Source organism: Streptomyces sp. NPDC004435, assembly GCF_042873895.1.
In the GTDB taxonomy this organism is placed as follows: Bacteria; Actinomycetota; Actinomycetes; order Streptomycetales; family Streptomycetaceae; genus Streptomyces.
The window spans coordinates 131,504-152,656 of record NZ_JBIAMB010000006.1; the positions used below are offsets into that span (position 1 = coordinate 131,504).

The 21,153-nt window shown below is 73.9% G+C and carries 20 protein-coding genes; 14 read left to right on the plus strand and 6 right to left on the minus strand.

The annotated features are described in order from the left end of the window. Nucleotides 1-3: 3 nt before the first annotated feature. From ACFYT9_RS12740 to ACFYT9_RS12755, 4 genes are all read left to right on the plus strand, one after another. Nucleotides 4-654, plus strand: coding sequence for a thymidine kinase (locus ACFYT9_RS12740; RefSeq protein ID WP_189851994.1), 651 nt, complete (start codon nucleotides 4-6; stop codon nucleotides 652-654). 232 nt (nucleotides 655-886) lie between these two features. Next, complete coding sequence (locus ACFYT9_RS12745) at nucleotides 887-3,622, plus strand: YfhO family protein (RefSeq protein WP_389162890.1); 2,736 nt, start codon at nucleotides 887-889, stop codon at nucleotides 3,620-3,622. Nucleotides 3,623-3,685: 63 nt separating this feature from the next. Next, nucleotides 3,686-4,651: a glycosyltransferase family 2 protein gene (locus ACFYT9_RS12750; RefSeq protein WP_376604973.1), complete on the plus strand. Its 966-nt coding sequence runs from the start codon at nucleotides 3,686-3,688 to the stop codon at nucleotides 4,649-4,651. A 2-nt stretch (nucleotides 4,652-4,653) separates the two neighbouring features. Continuing rightward, nucleotides 4,654-6,003 carry a polysialyltransferase family glycosyltransferase gene (locus tag ACFYT9_RS12755; protein WP_389162894.1) on the plus strand — a complete coding sequence of 450 codons (1,350 nt, stop codon included), beginning with the start codon at nucleotides 4,654-4,656 and terminating at the stop codon, nucleotides 6,001-6,003. A 21-nt stretch (nucleotides 6,004-6,024) separates the two neighbouring features. Here the strand turns inward: ACFYT9_RS12755 and ACFYT9_RS12760 are convergent, their stop codons facing one another. Continuing rightward, nucleotides 6,025-6,798, minus strand: a complete 774-nt coding sequence (locus tag ACFYT9_RS12760) for a VOC family protein (protein ID WP_389162897.1) — start codon at nucleotides 6,796-6,798, stop codon at nucleotides 6,025-6,027. Between the two features lie 159 nt (nucleotides 6,799-6,957). Here ACFYT9_RS12760 and ACFYT9_RS12765 point away from each other — a divergent pair, with 159 nt between their 5' ends. After that, complete coding sequence (locus ACFYT9_RS12765) at nucleotides 6,958-7,785, plus strand: sulfurtransferase (RefSeq protein ID WP_389162900.1); 828 nt, start codon at nucleotides 6,958-6,960, stop codon at nucleotides 7,783-7,785. 61 nt (nucleotides 7,786-7,846) lie between these two features. On the opposite strand, the gene sepH is transcribed toward ACFYT9_RS12765, so the two are convergent. Then, entirely contained in the window at nucleotides 7,847-8,905 is a 1,059-nt protein-coding gene (gene sepH, locus ACFYT9_RS12770; RefSeq protein WP_389162903.1) for a septation protein SepH, read from the minus strand. Between the two features lie 378 nt (nucleotides 8,906-9,283). Between sepH and ACFYT9_RS12775 the strand changes: the two genes are divergently transcribed. Then, nucleotides 9,284-10,333 carry a hypothetical protein gene (locus ACFYT9_RS12775; protein WP_389162906.1) on the plus strand — a complete coding sequence of 350 codons (1,050 nt, stop codon included), beginning with the start codon at nucleotides 9,284-9,286 and terminating at the stop codon, nucleotides 10,331-10,333. 7 nt (nucleotides 10,334-10,340) lie between these two features. Here the strand turns inward: ACFYT9_RS12775 and ACFYT9_RS12780 are convergent, their stop codons facing one another. After that, entirely contained in the window at nucleotides 10,341-11,678 is a 1,338-nt protein-coding gene (locus ACFYT9_RS12780) for a D-arabinono-1,4-lactone oxidase (protein ID WP_389162909.1), read from the minus strand. After that, complete coding sequence (locus tag ACFYT9_RS12785) at nucleotides 11,620-12,879, minus strand: MFS transporter (protein ID WP_389162912.1); 1,260 nt, start codon at nucleotides 12,877-12,879, stop codon at nucleotides 11,620-11,622. The genes ACFYT9_RS12780 and ACFYT9_RS12785 overlap by 59 nt, the downstream gene beginning before the upstream one ends. Nucleotides 12,880-13,038: 159 nt before the next feature. Between ACFYT9_RS12785 and ACFYT9_RS12790 the strand changes: the two genes are divergently transcribed. Both ACFYT9_RS12790 and ACFYT9_RS12795 read left to right on the plus strand, forming a co-directional pair. Continuing rightward, entirely contained in the window at nucleotides 13,039-14,166 is a 1,128-nt protein-coding gene (locus ACFYT9_RS12790; RefSeq protein WP_389162915.1) for a ferrochelatase, read from the plus strand. Nucleotides 14,167-14,177: 11 nt separating this feature from the next. Beyond that, on the plus strand, nucleotides 14,178-14,987 hold the full coding sequence (locus ACFYT9_RS12795; protein WP_389162918.1) for an inositol monophosphatase family protein: 810 nt from the start codon (nucleotides 14,178-14,180) through the stop codon (nucleotides 14,985-14,987). A 216-nt stretch (nucleotides 14,988-15,203) separates the two neighbouring features. On the opposite strand, the gene ACFYT9_RS12800 is transcribed toward ACFYT9_RS12795, so the two are convergent. Next, on the minus strand, nucleotides 15,204-15,386 hold the full coding sequence (locus ACFYT9_RS12800) for a hypothetical protein (protein ID WP_376603374.1): 183 nt from the start codon (nucleotides 15,384-15,386) through the stop codon (nucleotides 15,204-15,206). A gap of 351 nt (nucleotides 15,387-15,737) precedes the next feature. Between ACFYT9_RS12800 and ACFYT9_RS12805 the strand changes: the two genes are divergently transcribed. From ACFYT9_RS12805 to ACFYT9_RS12820, 4 genes are all read left to right on the plus strand, one after another. Next, the gene (locus tag ACFYT9_RS12805; RefSeq protein ID WP_376603373.1) at nucleotides 15,738-16,391 is read left to right on the plus strand and encodes a response regulator transcription factor; all 654 of its coding nucleotides are present in this window, start codon (nucleotides 15,738-15,740) and stop codon (nucleotides 16,389-16,391) included. 4 nt (nucleotides 16,392-16,395) lie between these two features. Further along, nucleotides 16,396-17,634 (plus strand): sensor histidine kinase, encoded by a 1,239-nt coding sequence (locus ACFYT9_RS12810; protein ID WP_387279869.1) that lies wholly within the window; start codon nucleotides 16,396-16,398, stop codon nucleotides 17,632-17,634. 396 nt (nucleotides 17,635-18,030) lie between these two features. Further along, on the plus strand, nucleotides 18,031-18,327 hold the full coding sequence (locus ACFYT9_RS12815; RefSeq protein WP_003955561.1) for a DUF4193 domain-containing protein: 297 nt from the start codon (nucleotides 18,031-18,033) through the stop codon (nucleotides 18,325-18,327). 13 nt (nucleotides 18,328-18,340) lie between these two features. After that, nucleotides 18,341-19,405, plus strand: a complete 1,065-nt coding sequence (locus tag ACFYT9_RS12820; RefSeq protein ID WP_389162921.1) for a hypothetical protein — start codon at nucleotides 18,341-18,343, stop codon at nucleotides 19,403-19,405. Between the two features lie 86 nt (nucleotides 19,406-19,491). Here ACFYT9_RS12820 and ACFYT9_RS12825 read toward each other — a convergent pair whose 3' ends face one another. Next, entirely contained in the window at nucleotides 19,492-19,998 is a 507-nt protein-coding gene (locus ACFYT9_RS12825) for a DUF3093 domain-containing protein (RefSeq protein WP_387279867.1), read from the minus strand. A 58-nt stretch (nucleotides 19,999-20,056) separates the two neighbouring features. Between ACFYT9_RS12825 and ACFYT9_RS12830 the strand changes: the two genes are divergently transcribed. Further along, complete coding sequence (locus tag ACFYT9_RS12830; protein WP_360321775.1) at nucleotides 20,057-20,641, plus strand: PaaI family thioesterase; 585 nt, start codon at nucleotides 20,057-20,059, stop codon at nucleotides 20,639-20,641. Beyond that, complete coding sequence (gene dut, locus ACFYT9_RS12835) at nucleotides 20,641-21,153, plus strand: dUTP diphosphatase (RefSeq protein WP_387279865.1); 513 nt, start codon at nucleotides 20,641-20,643, stop codon at nucleotides 21,151-21,153. The genes ACFYT9_RS12830 and dut overlap by 1 nt, the downstream gene beginning before the upstream one ends.

A 21,153-nucleotide genomic window follows, 5' to 3' on the forward strand; every position in this document is an offset into this window, starting at 1 on the left:
GTCATGCCCGAGCTGGTGTTCTTCTCCGGAACGATGGACTGCGGAAAGAGCACGCTGGCTCTCCAGATCGCGCACAACCGTGACGCGCGCGGCCTCCAGGGCGTGATCTTCACCCGGGACGACCGGGCGGGCACCGGCAAGCTCTCCTCGCGGCTCGGCCTGGTGACCGAGGCCGTCGAGGCGCCGGAGGGCATGGACGTGTACGCGTACCTGGTCGACCAGCTCTCCCAGGGCGGCAAGGCCGACTACGTGATCGTCGACGAGGCGCAGTTCCTCGCCCCGGCCCAGATCGACCAGCTCGCCCGGATCGTCGACGACCTCGGGCTCGACGTGTACGCCTTCGGGATCACGACCGATTTCCGCACCAAGCTCTTCCCCGGCTCGCAGCGCCTGATCGAGCTCGCCGACCGGATCGAGCAGCTCCAGGTCGAGGCGCTGTGCTGGTGCGGTGCCCGCGCCACCCACAACGCCAGGACCGTCGGCGGCCACATGGTCGTCGAGGGCGAGCAGGTCGTCGTCGGCGACGTGAACACCGCGGCGGAGGTCGTCGGGTACGAGGTGCTGTGCCGCCGCCATCACCGCCGCCGGATGACGAGCGCCAGCAGCCGGGCCGCCTCCCTGTCGCCGGACGTGCTGCCGGTCACGCCCGCCTGAGGCGGTCCTTTCCGGAGCGGTCCTTCCGGGGCGTTCCCGGCCGGAGCGGCTCCTCCGGACCGGTCCTTCCGGAGCGGTTCGTCCGGGTGGTGACACCGGGTGTTCACCTCCGGGCTGCCGGGGGATCGCCGAGTGATCCACTTCGGGTCGCCCGAACCAGGAGTAATGGGTTCGTCCCGCCGTGCGATCGCCGCGGGTGATCGACGAGAGCCCCGTGCTCCCTGGAGGACCCGTGCCACCCGCCGTCACGCCCGTGCCCGCACCCGACCGGGACGGCGCGCGGGGCGGCCCCCGCCCGACGCGGAACCCGCTGCTGCTCGCCCCGGCCGGCGCCGGACTGCTCACCGCCGCCGTCTTCGTCCTGGCCACCGCGCTCGCCCGCAGCCACCCCCTCGGCCCGTACACCCGGAACGTCGTCGACCTGGGCCAGCAGTACCTGCCGTACCACGCCTACTGGCGCGCCTTCCTGCTCGGCGACACCCACGGCGACGCCTTCCTCAACTGGAACTCCGGCTTCGGCGCGAACTTCCTCGGCGACATCGGCACCTACCTGAGCAGCCCCTTCTCGCTGCTCGTCGTCCTCTTCCCGGCCGACCGGCCGGAACTGGCGCTGTACGTCATCACCGTGCTCAAGATCGCCGCGGCGGGGGCCGCGATGGCCGCCCTGCTGATCCGGCTCCGTCCGGCCGGCCGCCCCGGCCCCTGGCCGCTCGCCGCCCTCCTGGGGGCCGCGTACGCGCTCTCCGGCTGGACCTTCAACCACGGCGCCTCCGTGCCCATGTGGCTGGACGGGCTCATCGCCTTCCCGCTGCTCTGCCTGGTGGCGGAGTGGGCGAGGACCGGGCGCCGCCCCGTCCTCGGCCCGCTGGTCGTCGCCGTCGCCTGGACCGCCAACTTCTACACCGCCTACATGGCGACCCTCGGCGCGGCGCTCTTCCTCGCCGTCCGGCTCCTCACCGCCGACCCGGAGGGCAGCACCACGCGCCGGTGGCCCGCCGTCCTGCTCCGCGCCGCGTGGACCGTGGGCGTCGGCGTCGGGCTCGCCGCCCCACTCGTCCTCGTCGTCTTCCGGGGCACCAAGTACGCCGACCCGACCCCCGAGACCGTCTTCGCGCCCGCCTCCTGGGGCGAACTGCTCGGCCGCTTCCTGCCCGCCACCGCCAACGTGGACACGCCGGCCCTCTTCATCGGCACCCCCGCCCTCCTCCTCGCCCTCACCCTGCCCTTCAACCGGGCCGTCGCCCCCCGCGTCCGGCTCTGCTGGTCGGCGCTGATCGTCCTGGTGACGCTCTCCCTCCAGTGGGGGCCCACCCACCTGCTCTGGCACGCGGGCGCCTCGCCCAACGGCAACCCCTACCGCCAGACCTTCGTCCTGTGCGGCCTGCTCCTCGTCGCGGCCTGGCTCTCCACCGTCCCCGGACCGCCCCGCCCGGCCGCGCTGCTCGGCGCCGCCGCCCTCGTCGGGGCCTTCGCCCTCGGCGCCCGCGGCAGCTCCGACATCGACGCCTGGACGTACCCGGCCACCGGCGCCGCCGTCCTGCTCGCCCTCGCCGCCGCGCTCCTCGCCCTCCGCGCCGCCCGCCCGGAAGCCGGCCACGCACCGGCCGGCACCGCACCGGCCGACGGCGAACCAGCCGGCAGCACACGAGCGGGCAGCGCACCGACCGACGGCGCACCGGCCGCCCGCCCGCCGGCCTCCCGCGCGCTGCCCGTCGCCGCCGCCGTCCTGCTGCTCGCCGCGCAGGCCGGCGAGACGGCCGTCAGCGGGATGCGCGTCGAGCGGCAGCAGCGCGCCGATGTCGCCTGGGCGCCCCGGATCGGCCCCTGGCAGCGGGCGGTGGCCGCCGAGGTGGCCCGCTCCGACGCCTGGCCGGCGTACCGCACCGACCCGGGCCCGCTGCCCGGCGGCAACGAACCGCTGCTGCTCGGCGGCGAGGGCGCCGACGCCTACTCCAGCCTCACCACCGAGAACACCTCACGGACCCTGGACTCCCTCGGCTTCGGCCACTACGCCAAGGGCCGGCACCCCGAGACCCTCGACAACCCCGTCACCGACGCGATCTTCTCGATCGGCACCCGGATCCGCTCCGAGGCCACCGGGCCGGTACGCCAGGACGCCGCGCCCGACGGCACCGCGACCGCCACCACCACCCCCGTACCGCCGCTCGTCACCGTCCGTCCGGCAGGAGACGCCCGAGTCGACCCCGAGGAGTCCGCCTTCCGCAACCAGGAACTCCTCCTCGGCTCCTCCGTCTACACCCTGCCCGCCGTCGACCGCGCCGGCAGCACGCTCACCGCCCGCTGCCCGGCCGGCGCCGAGCTCTGGTTCTGGGCGCCCGAGTTCAAGGGCACCGCCGCCCTCGCGGGCGCCGCCCCCGCCAACTTCGACGGCCGGCCGCCGGCCGTCCGCGCCGCCATGCGGGCCCTCGGCACCGTCCCGCCCGGCGGCGACATCCGCGTCGACCTGGCCGGCGACGGGGAGATCACCCTGCCCCGGCAGCCCGTCGGCTGCCTCGACCGCGCCCGGCTCGCCGCCGCCGTCACCCGGCTCACCGCCGGCGGCGCGACCCGCGTCACCACCACCGGCCACTCCCTCACCGCCGAAGTGCCGCTCGGAAGCACCGGGGTCGCCGTCGTCGCCGTCCCCCGCGCCACCGGCTGGCGGTGTGCCGCCGGTGACGCCGAACCCGTCTCCGCCCGCTCCCACCGGGGCCTGCTCGCCGTCCCCCTCGACGGCCGCGCGACCCGCGTGAGCTGCTCCTTCCGGCCCCCCGGCGTCCGGCTCGGCGCCGCCGTCGGCGCCACCGCGCTCCTCGCCCTCCTCGCCACCGCACTCCTCGCCCGGCGCCGCGCACGGCGGGCCGAGGACGGTTCGCACGAGGGACGGCAAGAGTTCACCGGCCGTCCACGCGAGGCTCGTTCGAGCGGCCAGGACGCCGATTACGCTGCCCGCCGTACCGGCGCCTGACAGCCCGAAGACACCCCCGATTCCATCCGTGTCCGCCTCCGATCCAGTGTGGGGATTCTCCGCGTGCCCAAACTCTCCGTCGTCGTCCCCTTCCACAACGTCGGGCCGTACGCCCCCGACACCGTGCGCAGCCTCGCCCGCAACGCGGACCCGGACTTCGAGTTCCTGCTGATCGACGACTGCTCGACCGACGAGACCCCGGACGTCCTCGACCGCTGGCAGGACCGGATCCCGAACGCCCGGGTCATCCGCCACGAGACCAACCTCGGCGTCGCCCAGGCCCGCAACACCGGCATCGACGCCGCCACCGGCGACTACCTCACCTTCCTCGACGGCGACGACTGGTACGCCCCCGGCCACCTCCGCGCCGCCGTCGACGGCATCGAGCGCCTCGGCGTCGACTTCGCCCGCACCGACCACGTCCTCGCCGAAGGACGCAAGCGGCACGTCAAGTACGCCCCCGCCAAGGTCCGCGACGCCGTCATGGACCCCCGCGACGGCATCGCCCCGGCCAGCATGATCACGATGGTGGACTACCCCTTCGTCCCCTTCGGCGTCTACGGCCGCACGCTCTTCGAGAACGGCGAGTCCCGCTTCGAGACCAAGCTGCGCACCGCGGAGGACCGGCTCTGGGTCTGGCGCCTCCACCTCAAGGCCCGCACCTACGCCGCCCTCTCCCTGCACGGCGTCTTCTACCGCCGGGGTGTCACCACCTCGCTCACCCAGATCAGCGACAACCGCCAGCTGGACTTCATCCCCTCCTACGACCTCCTCCTGGAGGAGGTCTCCCGGGACCGCGACGCCGACCGCTTCCTCCCGAAGGCCGTCCGCACCTACTGCGCCATGATCGCCTTCCACGTCAACAAGGCGGGCAAGTACGAGCCCGAGGTCGCCGCACGGCTGCGCACCGACGTCGCCGACGCCCTGCTCCGGATGGACCAGGACGTCCTCGAAGAGACCCTCGCCACCATGGACACCCCCCGCGCCACCCTTCTGCGGAACCTGCGCGAGACCGGAAGGACCCTCTGACCATGACCACCGACACGGCCACGGGACCGCTCCCGGTCCAGATCTTCCAGGTCTCCACCCTCTACGGCGCCGCCACCGTCGCCGCGGCCGTCGACGCCGGTCTCTACGGCGCCCCCGGCGACGCCCGCCGCCTCCTGCTGCTCTCGCACAACGCCGAGATCCCCGAGACCGCGCTCCGCCTGGAGACCATGACCGGCTACGCGCGGATCGCCGCCCGCTTCGACGGCGTCCTCGACTGGAACCGGACGATCCACCCGTACCACCCGGCCGCCTGGGCCCCCCGTCCCGAGGAGACCCCTCTCTGGCAGCGGGTGCTGCGCACCGCCTGGAACCTCGGCACCGCCCGCGTCGACCTGATCGTGGAGTCCATCCAGGTCAACCCGGCCAAGGCACTCGGCGCCTGCTTCCCGGAGAGCTCCGTCGAGGTGTACGCCGACGGGCTGATGAGCTACGGCCCCACCCGCACGGACGTCGCCCAGTCCCTCGCCTGCCGCATCCGCCGGCTCCTCCACCTCGATCTGGTGCCCGGCCTGACCCCGATGCTCCTCACCGAGTACGGCATCCGCTCCGAACTGGTGCCCGACTCCGCGTTCCGCGCGGTCCTCGCCGAGATCGCCGCCGACGCCGGGGACGACCCGGCGGTCGCCGCCGCCGTGGCCGCGGAGCCCACCGCGCTCCTCCTCGGCCAGTACCTCGCCGCGCTCGGCCTCCTCACCTTCGAGGAGGAGGAGGAGACGCACGTACGGATGCTCCGCGGCGCCGCCGCCCTCGGACACACCTCGATCGTCTTCAAACCGCACCCCACCGCCCCCGCCGCCTACTCGACCGTCCTCCAGGAGGCCGCCGACGAGGCCGGCGTCCGGCTCACGGTCCTCGACGTGCCGCTGCTCGCCGAGACCTTCTACGAGCGCTGCGAGCTGCGGCTCGTCGTCGGCTGCTTCTCCACGGCGATGCTCACCGCCGCCGTCTACTACGGGGTGCCCGTCGCCCGGGTCGGCACCGAGGAGCTCCTCGAACGGCTGACCCCCTTCGAGAACAGCAACCGGATCCCGCTCACCGTGGTCGACCACCTCGTCCCCGCGCTGGAGGGCGACGAGGAGCCGGCCGTGCCCGGCCCCGCCCCCGACTCGCTCGCTCCGCTCGTCCGGGCGGTCGGCTACTGCATGCGCCACAAGGCCCACCCCGGCCTGCGGGCCGAGACCGAGCTGTACCTGGCGGCCCACCACGCCGACCCGGCGGTGGCCCACCACTTCGGCACCGTACGCCTCACCCAGCTGGGCCTCCCGGGCGCCGCGCCCGCCGCGGCCGCGGCCGCGCCGCGCCGCCGCGGCCTGGTCCGGGGCCGCCGCTGACGCCTCCGGGACGCGGCGGCGTCAACGGTCGCGGGACCTCACGAGGGTGAACACCGCGCCCTCCGGGTCCGCGACCAGGGCGAGCCGTCCGGCCGTGGCCTCCCGGGGCGGGCGCAGCACCCTGCCGCCCAGCTCCGTGACCAGCTTCGCCGCCGCGTCCACGTCCTCCACCTCGAAGTACGTCATCCAGTGCGGGCCCCGGTCCCGGGGCAGGTCCTCACCCACGCCGTGGAGCGAGGCGACCGGGCGCCCCTGCACGTGCAGGGTCGCGTAGTCGAGGTCGGCCGAGCCCACCGGCTCGACCTCGTACCCGAAGACCGTCCGGTAGAACTTGCCGACCGTGGCCGTCTCGTACGTGAGCAGCTCGTTCCACACCGGGGTCCCGGGCGGTCCCGCGAGCGCGGTGCCGTGGTGGGCCTCCGCCTGCCAGACGCCGAAGACCGCACCCGCCGGGTCGGCGCAGACGACCATGCGCCCCGCCTCGCCCGCGTCCAGCGGGCCCACCGCGACCGTCCCGCCGCAGCAGCGGATGGCCTCGGCGGTCTCGTCGGCGTCCGGCGTGGCCAGGTAGGTGGTCCAGGCGATGTTCAGATGCCGGTCCGGGGGCAGCTGCCCGATGCCGGCGACCTCCTTCCCGCCCAGCAGCGCCCGGACGTACGGGCCGAGCTGCTGCGGTCCCGGGACGAACTCCCAGCCGAAGAGTTCCTGGTAGAACTGCTGCGTCGCCTCGATCCCGTGCACCATCAGACTCACCCAGCAGGGTGTACCCGGGCTGCGCCGAGCCGCCTCGGTCATGGTCACTCTCTCCTCGGCCCTGATGGTCGCCGTGCCCCGCCGCCGGTGGTGGTGCCGGATCGCGCACGGCGCGCCCCGGTCGCACCCTTCCTGGCGCGATCCTGCGGGAGGACGCCGGGTCCGTCCTCCGCGCGGGCATGGCTGCGCGAGGATGGCCCCATGAAGCCCATCATCTCCGCAAGGGAACTCGTGAGCGAGTCGGCGGGAGCCCGGCCGCCGGTCCTCCTGGACGTGCGCTGGACGCTCGGGGGCCCGCCCGGCCGCCCGGACTACGAGGCCGGTCACCTGCCCGGCGCCGTCTACGTGGACCTCGACAGCGAACTGGCCGGGCCGCCCGGGGAGGGCGGCCGGCACCCGCTGCCCGACCCGGAGGTCTTCGGGTCGGTCATGCGACGGGCGGGGGTCCGCGCCGATCGCCCGGTGGTGGTGTACGACGGCGGGCTCGGCTGGGGCGCCGCCCGCGCCTGGTGGCTGCTGCGCTGGACGGGACACCCGGACGTGCGGGTGCTCGACGGCGGTCTGGCCGGCTGGCCGGGGGAGCTGTCGGTGGAGGTGCCGGAGCCGGAGCCGGGCGACTTCACGCCGAAGCCGGGCGCGCTGCGGCTGCTCGACGCGGACGAGGCGGCGGCTCTGGCCCGCTCGGGGCTGCTCCTGGACGCCCGGGCCGCCGAGCGGTACCGGGGCGACGTGGAGCCCATCGACCGGGTCGGCGGCCACATCCCGGGCGCCCACTCGGCCCCGACGACGGAGAACGTGGCCGGGGACGGCCTCTTCCTGGCGGCCGGCGCGCTCCGCGACCGGTTCGCCGCGCTGGGCGCGACGGAGGCGGCGGAGGTCGGCGTCTACTGCGGTTCCGGCGTCTCCGGTGCCCACGAGGTGCTGGCGCTGGAGCTTGCCGGCATCCCGGCGGCCCTCTACGCCGGCTCCTGGTCGGAGTGGTCCTCGGACCCGTCCCGTCCGGTGGCCACCGGACCCGACCCCCGGTAGGGGGACGCGGAGGGGCCCGCACCGGTTCGCCCGGTGCGGGCCCCTCCGTACGCCGGTGGCGTCAGTCCTGCTTCTTCCTGCGGGTCCCGAAGACGATCTCGTCCCAGCTGGGGACCGCCGCGCGGCGGCCCGGGCGGACGCCGTCGGCCTCCGCCTGGCGGTCGGTGGCGCCGTGCAGCCGGTCGCGGTGGCCGGAGACGGAGCGGGGCATGAGGACGTCGGCGTAGGCCGTGCCCGCCCCGGCGGAGGCGGCGGGAGCCGGGGGCTCCTCCGCCTCGACCTCGTCGGAGGGCTCGCCGTCGGGCTGCTCCGGGACCACCAGGTCGCCGCGGAAGCTCGGCACCGCCTCCAGGAGGCTGGTGAGCGAGTCCCGCTCCTCCTCCGGCTCCGGCGGCGGGGCCGGGGCGATCCGGTCGAGCTGCCGGTCCAGGGCGCGGTCCAGCGGCCGGTCCCGGGGCAGCCGGGCGATCCTCGGCACGAAGGGGAAGCTCGGCTCCGGCGCGGCGGCGAGGGTGTCGTCGGTCTCGCCGATCAGCGCCCGCGCCTCGTCGTCCACGGCCTGGACGAGCCGGCGGGGCGGGTCGTACGTCCAGCTGGCGGTGTGCACCTCGCCGGCGACCCGGTACACGAGCAGCACCTCCCAGGTGCCGTCGTCGCGCCGCCAGGAGTCCCACTGCACGGTGTCCTTGTCGGCGCCGCGCAGCAGCAGCCGCTCCTGCACGGCCTCGCCGAGCTGGGGTCCGCTGTTCTCTCCGGGCCTGCGCACCGGGGTCTTCCGGGCGCGCTCGGCCATGAAGGCGCGCTCGGCGAGCACGGGGCCCTCGAAGCGGCGGACGCGGTCGACGGGGATGCCGGCGAGCTGGGCGACCTCCTCGGCGGAGGCACCGGCTCGTATCCGGGCCTGGATGTCGCGGGGGCGGAGGTGGCTCTCGACCTCGATCTCGATCTGTCCGAGGCGCGCGCGGTCGTTGCGCACGGCGGCCCGGAGCCGCTCGTCGATCGGAAGCGTGTACTCCGTGCTGTCGGCAGCCTTGAGCACCAGTCGTGTGCCGTCGTTGGAGACGGCCACGACACGCAGTTCGGGCATGGGGACCTCCCGGGTGGTGCCTGCCGACGTCACGTGCGTCGCTGCTTCCGCTAGTCGAGTGTGGCCTGCCCGGGTGCAGCCTGCCACTACCTTGCCGAGTTGCCCGGCGTGTCGGGCGTGGACCCTGGTCCGCCGTTATGGCACGGTTACCTGTTCACTACCCGGAGTGACTGGAGGTCACACTGGGTAGCGGTTCCGTTCCCGGGCGCCCCGGAAGGCGTCCGGGCCCAGGGTTCGTCAATGTACTCCATTCGGGCCACTCGGGTGGACCGGCGCGCCGCCCAACTTCTCGGGGTGCGGGGGAGTTGGGCCCCCGTCCTCATTCCTCCCGCGTGGCACTCTTCACAGAGCCCCCTGAACCGGAACTATTCGCTTCGCTCATTTGTCCCTTCTGGGTGCACGGTGGAACAGATGACCAGGCAGAGGGTGGAGATGCGTCAGAGGCAGCCGACCGACACGGACGAACCGGAGATACGGACGCCGGAGGCCGGTGGCGAGGCCCCGGAACCCGGCCCCGAGAGCAGGCGGAAGGTCGACCTGAGCGTGCCTCAGGTGGCCGGCAGCGCCCTCGCCGCGGTGATCGCCGCCAAACTCGCCTCCACCCTCGGCGTCTACGGGACGATCCTGGGCGCGGGCGTGATCAGCGTCATCGCCACCTGCGGAGGCCCGCTCTTCCAGCTCCTCTTCTCCCGCACGGGCGAGCAGGTGCGGGACGCGACCGCCGCGGCCAAGCCGAAGGCGCGTCAGGTCCCGTCGCCCTCAATCGCGTCGCCCGCCCGACAGGCCTCCCCGGCCGACGACCGGCACACCCTGATGCTGGGCACCGTCCCCGGACCCGCGGCGCCCTTGCCGTACGACGAGGACTTCGGCACGGCCACCACCCACGGCACCCGGCTGCGCGGCTGGAAGCGCCCGATGCTGGCCGCCGCGCTCGTCTTCGGCGTCACCATGGGCGGCATCACCACCTACGAGCTGGTCTCCGGCGAGGACTTCAGCGGCACCAAGGGCACCACCACCTTCGGCTCCGTGGTCCGCGGCAGCGGGGACGGCGGCCGGCAGGACGCCCCCGACGAGCGGCAGGAGCGGGACCAGGACCAGGAGCGCGGTCAGGAGCCGCGGACGCCCGCGCCGACCGGCTCCGCCGGCCAGGAAGGCGGCCGGGACGCCGGGGAGGACACCGGGCCGGACGCGGGCACCCCGTCCGCCGGCACCACCCCCGACTCCGGGGCGGGCACGCCGAGCGGCGCCCCCGCGACTGACCCCACGACCGATCCCTCGACCGGTCCCGCCCCGGACCCGACCGGCTCCGCCGACGGCGGCACGACCCCGACGCGGGAGCCGGTGGAACCCACGGAGCCGACGACGGCGCCGACGGCTCCGGAGACGCCACCCGCCCCCACCGGCACCGGCCAGGCCCCCCAGGAGGCCCCCGCCACCCCGTCCGGCGCCGGCGCCGGGTGACCGTCCGTCAGTCGCCCAGGACCCGCCGCAGGTAGTCGTTGGCGAAGCGGCGGTCCGGGTCGAGCCGGTCGCGCAGGGCCGTGAACTCGGCGAAGCGCGGATAGACCTCCGCCAGATAGGCGGCGTCCCGGGTGTGGACCTTCCCCCAGTGCGGCCGGCCCCCGTGGGCGGTCATGATGCGCTCCACCGCGGTGAAGTACCCGCGGTGGGGCGTTCCCCTGTAGAGGTGCACGGCGATGTAGGCCGTCTCCCGGCCGGAGGCCGTGGAGAGCGCGATGTCGTCGGCGGGCGCGGTGCGCACCTCCACCGGGAAGCTCACCTTCAGCGGCGAGCGCTCCACCATCGCCTTCAGCTCGCGCAGCGCCGTCGTCGCGGCCTCCCTCGGCAGGGCGTACTCCATCTCCAGGAAGCGGACCCGGCGCGGGGAGGTGAAGACCTTGTACGGGATGTCGGTGTACGTACGGGCCGACAGGGCGCGGCTGGAGATCCGGGCGATCGCCGGGATGGCGGGCGGCACCGCGCGGCCGAGCGAGCAGGCCGCCTGGAAGACGCCGTTGGAGAGGAACTCGTCCTCGAACCAGCCGCCGAGGCGGGGCAGCGGGGCGGCGGGGCCGGCGCTGCGGTTGTTGCGCTTGGTGTTGCAGTTGTCCGTGTGGGGGAACCAGTAGAACTCGAAGTGCTCGTTCTCCGCGTGCAGCTCGTCGAAGTCGGCGATCACCCGGTCGAAGCGCATCGGCTCCTCACGCGCGGTGAGCAGGAAGACCGGCTCGACGGCGAAGGTGATCGCCGTGACCACGCCGAGCGCGCCCAGGCCGATCCTGGCGGCGGCGAAGACCTCCGGGTTCTCCTTCTCGGAGCAGGTCATCAGGGTCCCGTCGGCCGTCACCAGCTCCAGGGCGCGGATCTGGGCCGCGATCGAGGCGGAGTCGCGGCCGGTGCCGTGGGTGCCGGTGGAGGTGGCCCCGGCGACCGTCTGCTCCATGATGTCGCCCATGTTCGTGAGCGACAGGCCCTCCCGGGCCAGCGCCACGTTGAGCCGCTTCAGCGGAGTGCCGGACTCCACCGTCACGGTCATCGCGGCGCGGTCGATCCGCCGGATCCCTGTGAGCAGGTCGGGGCGGACCAGGACGCCGTCGGTGGCCGCGATCGAGGTGAAGGAGTGACCGGTGCCGACGGTCTTCACCCGCAGCCCGTCACGGGCGGCCCGGCGGATCTCGGCGGCCAGCTCCTCGGCCGAGGCCGGACTCACCTCCCGGACCGGGCGGGAGGTGACGTTCCCCGCCCAGTTACGCCACGGGCTGCCCGCCGTCCTGGCGCTCCCCGGTCCCGCTGTCCACGTGCTCATCTCGCCCCTCCCGGTCCGTCGCCGGCGTACGCAGCCGGCGGTGGCCGAGCACGGCCACCACGACCGCGAGCGCGCCCGAGACGACGGGCACCACGTACGCCGACTCCGCCCCCGAGGCGTCGACCACCCAGCCGGCGGCCGAGGAGCCGAGCGCGACACCGACCGCGAGTCCGGTGCCGGTCCAGGTCATGCCCTCGGTGAGCTGGGTGTGCGGTACGTGCTTCTCGACGAGGGCCATCGTGGTCACCATCGTCGGCGCGATGGAGAGGCCCGCGACAAAGAGCGCCACGGCCAGCAACGGCAGGTTCCCGGCCAGTAGGAGGGGGATCATACTCACGGCCATCGCACAGACGCCCAGCAGCCAGCGGCGGGACGGCTCGCCCTTGAGGTGCAGCAGCCCGAAGACCGCGCCGGCCAGGCAGGAGCCCAGCGCGTAGACGGCGAGGACCAGGCTGGCGGCGGCCTTCTGGCCGCTCTCCTCGGCGAAGGCGACGGTCACCACGTCCACCGAGCCGAAGATCGCGCCGGTGGCGACGAAGGCCAGGGCGAGGACCTGGAGGCCGGGGGAGCGCAGCGCCGACGGGGTCTTCACGGAGGTCCGCGGGTGCGGCGCCGGCTCGGTGTCCCGCTGGGCGGTCAGCCAGAAGACGCCGATGGCGAGGAAGACACCGGCCAGCAGCGGGCCGGCCTCGGGGAACCAGGTGGTCGACAGGCCGATGGAGATGATCGGCCCGAAGATGAAGCACACCTCGTCGACGATCGACTCCCACGAGTACGCGGTGTGCAGCGACCGCGCGTCGCCCCGGTAGATGCCCGCCCAGCGGGCCCGGGTCATGGCCCCGACGCTCGGCACGACGCCGATCACGGCGGTGAAGGCGAAGAGCGTCCAGTCCGGCGCCTTCTGCTGCACGCAGAGCAGCAGGCCGGCGGCGGCGACGAGGGAGATCAGGGTGACCGGGCGGAGCACCCGGCGCTGCCCGTACCGGTCGACGAGGCGGGAGACCTGCGGGCCGAGCACCGCGGCGGACATCGCCAGCGTCGCCGAGAGCGCTCCGGCCAGGCCGTACCGGCCGGTGACCTGGGAGATCATGGTGACGATGCCGATGCCCATCATGGAGAGAGGCATCCGGCCCAGGAATCCGGCCACGGAGAACGAGGTGGTACCGGGCGCCGAGAAGATCGCGCGGTAGGGACTGGCCAAGGGGTTCTCCGGCTGTGCGACGCGGCGTGCCTCCCGCGCACGGCGGTCAACACGTGTAATTAACAGCTAAAGCCTAAGGGTTCGAAGCCGTCCGGTCACCCCTGAATTCCGGACGGGCCGCGCCCCGGGCCGCCAGTGGCGGGTGGGAAGATCGGTGCCATGTCCGATCAGCACGATCCCGCCCCGTACGACGCCCTGCTGCTGCTCTCCTTCGGCGGCCCCGAGGGCCCGGACGACGTCGTCCCGTTCCTGGAGAACGTGACGCGCGGCCGCGGCATCCCCAAGGAGCGGCTCAAGGAGGTGGGGCAGCACTACTTCCTCTTCGGCGGCGTCAGCCCGATCAACGGCCAGAACCGCGCGCTGCTCGACGCGCTGCGGGACGACTTCGCCGGGGCCGGCCTGCGCCTGCCGGTCTACTGGGGCAACCGGAACTGGGCCCCGTACCTCACCGACACCCTCCGCGAGATGGTCCACGACGGGCGCCGCCACATCGCCGTCCTCACCACCAGCGCGTACGCCTCCTACTCGGGCTGCCGCCAGTACCGCGAGAACCTCGCCGACGCGCTCGCCGTCCTGGAGGCCGAGGGCCTGCCGCTGCCCCGGGTCGACAAGCTCCGCCACTACTTCAACCACCCCGGCTTCGTGGAGCCCATGGTCGAGGGCGTCCTCGCCTCCCTCGCCGAGCTCGACGACGAGGACCGGGCCGGCGCCCACCTGGCCTTCACCACCCACTCCATCCCGGACTCCGCCGCCGACTCCTCCGGCCCCGTCGCCGACCACGCCCCCGGCGGCGCCTACGTGAAGCAGCACCTCGACGTGGCCCGGGTCATCGTCGACGCGGTGCGCGAGCGGACCGGCGTCGACCACCCCTGGAAGCTCGTCTACCAGTCCCGCAGCGGCGCCCCCCACATCCCGTGGCTGGAGCCCGACATCTGCGACCACCTGGAGGAGCTGCACGCGGCCGGCGCCCCCGCCGCCGTCATGGTGCCGATCGGCTTCGTCTCGGACCACATGGAGGTCCTGTACGACCTCGACACCGAGGCCACCGCCAAGGCCGCCGAGCTGGGCCTTCCGGTCCGCCGCTCCGCCACCGTCGGCGCCGACCCCCGGTTCGCCGCCGCCGTCCGCGAGCTGGTCCTGGAGCGCGCCGCCGCGGAGCGCGGCACGCGCGCGGAGCGGTGCGCCCTGGGCGCCCTCGGCCCCTCCCACGACCTCTGCCCGATCGGCTGCTGCCCGGCCCGCGCCGAGCGCTCCGCCGCCGCCGGCGCCGACAGCCCCTACGCCTGAGGAGCCACGCCGTGACCCCCGCACCCGCACCCCTGCTCGCCGAGCTGCTCGACCTGGCCCTGGAGGCCGCGCGGCGGGCCGGCGCCCTGCTGCGCGACGGCCGGCCCGAGGACCTGGCCGTCGCCGCCACCAAGACCAGCGCCATCGACGTCGTCACCGAGATGGACATCGCCGCCGAGAAGCTGATCACCGGCTTCCTCGCCGAGCACCGCCCCCAGGACGGCCTGCTCGGCGAGGAGGGCGCCGCCACCCCCGGCACCAGCGGCGTCCGCTGGATCATCGACCCCCTCGACGGCACCGTGAACTACCTCTACGGCCTGCCGTCGTGGGCGGTCTCCATCGCCGCGGAGCTCGACGGCGAGACCGTCGTCGGCGTCGTCGAGGCGCCGCTGCGCGGCGAGACCTTCCGGGCCGTCCTGGGCGGCGGCGCCCACCTGGGCGAGCGCCGGCTCGCGGTCCGTACCGCGCCCCCCTTCGACCAGGCCCTGCTGGGCACCGGCTTCGGCTACGTGCAGGCCCGCCGTGCCCACCAGGCCGAGGTCGTACGGGAGATCCTGCCGCTCGTCCGGGACATCCGGCGCGGCGGCTCGGCCGCCATCGACCTGTGCGACGTCGCGGCCGGCCGGCTCGACGCGTACTACGAGCGCGGCCTCAACCCCTGGGACCACGCCGCAGGGGCCCTCATCGCCCGCGAGGCGGGCGCGCGCACCGGCGGACGCCCTGGACAGCCCGAGTCCGGCGAACTGGCCGTAGCGGCCCCCGAGGGCCTTTTCGAGCCCCTCCAGGAGCTGCTCGACCGGCTCGGCGCCTGGCACGACTGAGACCGGCCCCGACGCGACCGGCTCCGACGCGGCTGAGACCGGCTCCGACGCGACCGGCCCCGACGCGACCGGGACCGGCCCCGACATGACCGGGACCGGCTCCTTCCCTGGCTGAGACCGGCCCACGACCGGGACCGCCCCCCCGGACACGACGGTGCCCCGGAGCCGACCGGCTCCGGGGCACCGTCGCGGCACTCCCGGGGGGAGCGCCCTCGCTCAGGCGGTCTGCGCGCAGACCTGCCCGACCTGCACGCCGTGCTCCGCGGCCAGGCGGTGCAGGTCCTCCAGCTCGGCCTGCTCGACCTCCGCGAGGTATTCGTCGCCGGTCTCGCGGGCCCGCGTGAGGTCCGACTGCGTGGTCCTGATGCGGTGCAGCAGCCCTGCGGTGAACGCGTCCATGCGCCCCTCCTCGTGGGTCCTGCGGCACTGGGGAGTGCCGGGGGGTGGGTGGATCACACACTGTTCCGCTCCCGGGGGACGGAAGAGCGCCGTGGACGTGCCACGTACAGGGCGTGATCGCGGGGTGTGCAGACCTCCTCCCCACGCCTTCCCGCACGGAAACCTCAACTGGCGCGCGCTTCAGGTGAATTCTTCGTGCCCCCGCGTGCGCCCGCGCCTTCCGGGGCCCCGCGGACCGCCGTCTTACAGCCGGTTTACGCGCGTACGGGGCAGGATGGACACGCACAGTCAGTGTTCACAATCGCCCCCCGGTCCGCCCGGACCCGGAGCGCCGAAGGAAGGAAGAACGACGTGCGCGTACTCGTCGTCGAGGACGAGCAGCTGCTCGCCGATGCGGTGGCCACCGGACTGCGCCGGGAGGCCATGGCCGTCGACGTCGTGTACGACGGCGCCGCCGCCCTGGAGCGCGTCGGGGTCAACGACTACGACGTCGTCGTCCTCGACCGCGACCTGCCGCTGGTCCACGGCGACGACGTCTGCCGCAAGATCGTCGAGCTGGGCATGCCCACCCGCATCCTGATGCTCACCGCCTCCGGCGACGTCAGCGACCGGGTCGAGGGCCTGGAGCTGGGCGCCGACGACTACCTCCCCAAGCCCTTCGCCTTCACCGAGCTCACCGCGCGCGTGCGCGCCCTCGGGCGGCGCACCTCCGTGCCGCTGCCGCCGGTCCTGGAGCGCGCCGGCATCAAGCTCGACCCCAACCGCCGTGAGGTCCTCCGGGACGGCCGGGAGGTCCAGCTCGCCCCCAAGGAGTTCGCCGTCCTGGAGGTGCTGATGCGCTCCGAGGGCGCCGTCGTCTCGGCGGAGCAGCTCCTGGAGAAGGCCTGGGACGAGAACACCGACCCGTTCACCAACGTCGTCCGGGTCACCGTCATGACCCTCCGCCGCAAGCTGGGCGAGCCGCCCGTCATCGTCACCGTGCCCGGCTCCGGCTACCGGATCTGATCCGATGGCCGCGACTCCGGCGCCGCACCCGCAGGCGCCACCGAAGCCCACCTGGGACCCGCGGGACCCGGTCAGGCCGCTGCTCCGGCCGACCATCCGGATACGCCTCACGCTGCTGTACGGCGGCATGTTCCTGATCGCCGGCATCCTGCTGCTGTCGATCATCTACCTCTTCACGGCGCAGGCGCTGAGCAACAGCGCCGCCCAACTGCCGTTCAAGATCGTCACTGGTGAGGTCCAGCCCACCACCTCCTGGTGCAACCTGCCCGACAAGGGCACCGGCGAGCAGTTCAACCACGCCGTCTCCATCTGCCTGAGCCAGCAGTCCGACCGGGCCCTGGAAGACCTCCTGCGCCGCTCGCTCTTCGCCCTGCTCGGGCTCAGCATCATCGCCTTCGCCTTCGGCTACGCCATGGCCGGCCGGGTGCTCTCGCCGCTCGGCCGGATCACCCGCACCGCCCGCCAGGTGGCCGGCTCCGACCTGGCCCGCCGGATCGAGCTGGACGGGCCGGACGACGAGCTGAAGGAGCTCGCGGACACCTTCGACGAGATGCTGGAGCGCTTGGAGCGGGCCTTCAGCGCCCAGCAGCGCTTCGTCGCCAACGCCTCGCACGAGCTGCGCACCCCGCTGGCGATCAACCGCACGCTCCTGGAGGTCCACCTCTCCGACCCCGGGGCGCCGGTGGAGCTCCAGCAGCTCGGCAAGACCCTGCTCGCCACCAACGAGCGCAGCGAGCAGCTGGTCGAGGGCCTGCTGCTGCTGGCCCGCAGCGACAACCAGATCGTCGAGCGCAAGGCCGTCGACCTCGCCGAGGTCGCCGATCGGGCCGTGGACCAGGTGCTGGAGGAGGCCCGGGCGAAGGGCGTGGAGATCCGCGGCGAGCGGTCCCCGGCCGTCGCCCAGGGCAACGGCGTCCTGCTGGAGCGGATCGCCCTCAACCTGCTCCAGAACGCCGTGCGCTACAACGTCCCCGAAGGGGGCTGGGTCGAGGTCTCCACCGAGGCCCAGCACGGCCAGGCGGTGCTGGTGGTGTCGAACACAGGTCCCGTGGTCCCCGCGTACGAGGTCGACAACCTCTTCGAGCCGTTCCGCCGGCTGCGCCAGGAGCGGACCGGCAGCGACAAGGGCGTCGGTCTCGGACTGTCGATCGCGCGCTCGGTGGCCAGGGCGCACGGCGGACGCATCTCCGCGGAGCCGCGCGAGGGCGGTGGCCTGGTGATGCGTGTCACTCTGCCGATCTGACAGACTGCAGGGGCGGAGCCCGATCTGTTCGCTTTGAGCGGAATTCCAGGACCTCCGCCCTGAGACGGGCGTGTGTGATCGATCACAAGCGCGAGTGCCTGCGGCATCGCACTCCGTGACCGTGAATTCCCCGGGAAAACCCGGAAAAGTCCGGGTTTCCCGGGCGCCGGGCGGCGGAAAGTACACGGGGTGGCGGCGCACGCGGTTTGCCCCAGGACCGTGTACGGTCCGCATCGCCACTCGTACCCGATCACTCGTGAGAGCGCGGGACGGGTGTCGATTGAGTAACAGACCTTGATGTGAGGCAAAATCTGCGCCTCAGGTCGGGCACAAGTCCGACCTCTCACGCGTTACGTGCGCTGAGACACCCGCAACCACCCAGAGGGGGAGAGCGACATGGCAACGGATTACGACACCCCACGCAAGACCGACGACGACGTCGACTCGGACAGCCTCGAAGAGCTCAAGGCTCGTCGGAACGACAAGTCGACCTCCACGGTCGACGTAGACGAGTTCGAGGCCGCCGAGGGCCTGGAACTCCCGGGCGCCGATCTCTCGAACGAAGAGCTGGCCGTCCGGGTCCTGCCCAAGCAGGCCGACGAGTTCACCTGCATGAGCTGCTTCCTCGTGCACCACCGCAGCCAGCTGGCGCGCGAGAAGAACGGCCAGCCGATCTGCCGCGACTGCGACTGAGTCAGGCGCGGCCGTGGCAGGCGACACACCGTCCCGGAAGCGGCGTCTGAGGCTTCCCGCGAAGCCCTGGACGTACAAGGGCGGCACCGGCCCGACGGAGGGCGCCCAGGAGGCTCCCGACGCCGCGCAGGCCGCCCCCCTGCACCCCCTCGGCGTGGCGGACGACGAGCGAGGCCCCACGGCCTCGCTCGAAGCCGCCGTCGTCCCCGGGCAGGGCGAGGCACCGCTCCCCGCGGAGCGGGACCCCGAAGGCCCCTCGGTCCCCGAGGTGCCCGAGGACCGTGACGGAAGCCGTCACGACAGGCTGGGCGCCGTCAGGCGACTGGCCAACCCGGCACGCGCGCAGATCGACCGCATCAAGATCGACGCCGCGCGCATCGACGCCGTCCGCCGCAGCGTGGAAGGCGTCAAGCAGGGCGTGAAGCGGAGCGGCGACGGAGCCAAGGCGGGCATCGGCTATCTGGCCGACCGGCTCATCGACCTGGCCCCGCGCGTCCCCGTCCGCGACCTCGCGACCCTGCGCAAGCAGTTCCCCGGGCTCGGCCCCGAGGAGCTGGCGGACAAACTGGTCTTCGGCGCGGCCAACGCCAGCTCGACCGTCGGCGCGGGCATCGGCGCCGCCGCCATGCTGCCCGTACCGCCGGCCATGCCGGCCGAACTGGCCGCGGAGATCACCGGCGTCGCCGCGATCGAGCTCAAGCTCATCGCCGAGCTCCACGAGGTCTACGGCCTCCGGCCGCCCGGCACCCTGCCCCAGCGCTCGGCCGCCTATCTGACCTCCTGGGCCGAGGAGCGGGGCATCGACCCCACCAAGCCCACGACGATCAACGCGGCCCTCGGCGGACAGCTCAAGCGCGAACTGCGCCAGCAGATCATGAAACGCATGGTCCGCAACCTGCCGAACCTCACCCCGTTCATGGTCGGCGCGGCCGTCGGCGCGGTCATGAACCGCCGCGACACCAAGAAGCTCGCCGGCCACATCCGCAAGGACCTCAGGGCCCGCCAGGTCCCCTGGGACAGGCTCGCGGCGCTCCCGCCCCTGGAGCAGCCCGAGAACCCCAAGGAACTGGGCTTCTAGCCGCCCCGGGCCGGCTTCTGGCCGCCCCGGGCCGCCGGGCGCGGCCTCGGGACGGACACCCCGACGGGAAACCGCGGAGGGGGGCCTCAGCCCTCCTCCCGCACCGCCTCCACCGCCGCCGCCAGGCCCTCCGGGTCGCGCGTCGACAGGTACAGGTACGGAGTCGGGTCCGCCGGGTCCGTGACGACGACCCGCACCGCGCGCGGCACGTAGCTGCGCATCAGCATGAAGGCGCGCGGATCGGCCTTGTGCGTGCGCCAGGCGCGCGCCTCCTCCTCGTCCAGCACCTCGACCGCCCCCAGCGCCGACACCGGCACCCGGGCCTCGCCGGCCACCAGGGAACCGGCCACCACCCGGATCCGGGCCGAGCCGTACGAGGACGCCGCCACACCGGCCGCCACGCCCGCCGCGATCACGCCGCCCAGCGTCGGCACCGTCCCCAGCGGGAACATCACCAGACCACCGGAGAGCGCCAGCAGGCCCACGATCGCCCACCACGAACCGGGCACGGTCAGCCGCTCGTCGAAGCGCGGCGCGGCCGGGGCGGCGGGGGACTCGGGGGAGGGGGCGGGGGAGGGCGCGGAAGGCTGCATGCGTCCAAGCTTGGCACGGCGCGACCGACGCCCGGCCGCGCGGGTAAGGTCTGCGCCTGTGACTGCAACATCTGCCGCCCTCACCCCGCCGCCCGACGCCGTGGCGCCGGTCCGCCACCCGGACGCGCCCGCCCCCGGCGAGCCGCTCGGCTCGCACTACGGGCACTGCTTCGGGTGCGGCGACGGACAGCCCCACGGCCTCCACCTGGAGGCCCGCGCGGGCGACGGTGTGACCGTCACCGCCGAGTTCACCGTCACCGCCGACCACCAGGGCGCCCCCGGGCTCGCCCACGGCGGCGTGCTCGCCACCGCGCTGGACGAGACCCTCGGCTCCCTGAACTGGCTGCTCCGCGTCATCGCCGTGACCGGCCGCCTGGAGACCGACTTCCGCCGGCCCGTGCCGGTCGGCACCGTGCTCCACCTCCAGGCCGAGGTCACCGCCGTCCACGGCCGCAAGATCTACTCGACCGCCACCGGCCGCATCGGCGGCCCCGACGGCCCCGTCGCCGTCCGGGCCGACGCCATGTTCGTCGAGGTCAAGGTCGAGCACTTCATCGACAACGGGCGGCCGGAGGAGATCCAGGCCGCCATGTCCGACCCCGACCAGGTCCGGCGCGCCCGCGCCTTCGAGGTGAACCCCTGATGCGCACTCCCGTCGACGTACTGATCCGCCGGGTGGACCCGGACGTGCCGATCCCGGCCTACGGCCACCCCGGCGACGCCGGCGCCGACCTCGTCACCACCGAGGCCGCGGTGCTCGCCCCCGGCGAGCGCGCCGTGCTGCCCACCGGCGTCTCGATCGCCCTCCCCGACGGCTACGCCGCCTTCGTCCACCCCAGGTCCGGCCTGGCGGCCCGCTGCGGAGTCGCGCTCGTGAATGCCCCGGGGACGGTGGATGCCGGGTACCGTGGAGAGATCAAGGTGATCGTGGTCAATCTCGACCCGCGCGAGAGCGTCAGGTTCGAACGGTTCGACCGGATTGCCCAACTTGTCGTCCAGCAGGTCGAGAAGGTGCGCTTCCACGAGGTGGCGGAGCTTCCCGGTTCGGCGCGGGCCGAGGGGGGCTTCGGGTCCACCGGCGGTCATGCCGCCGTGGACGGCACGACGGGTGGGAATCGATACGCTTCGGTCGTATCCGACCGGGAAGGACAGTGA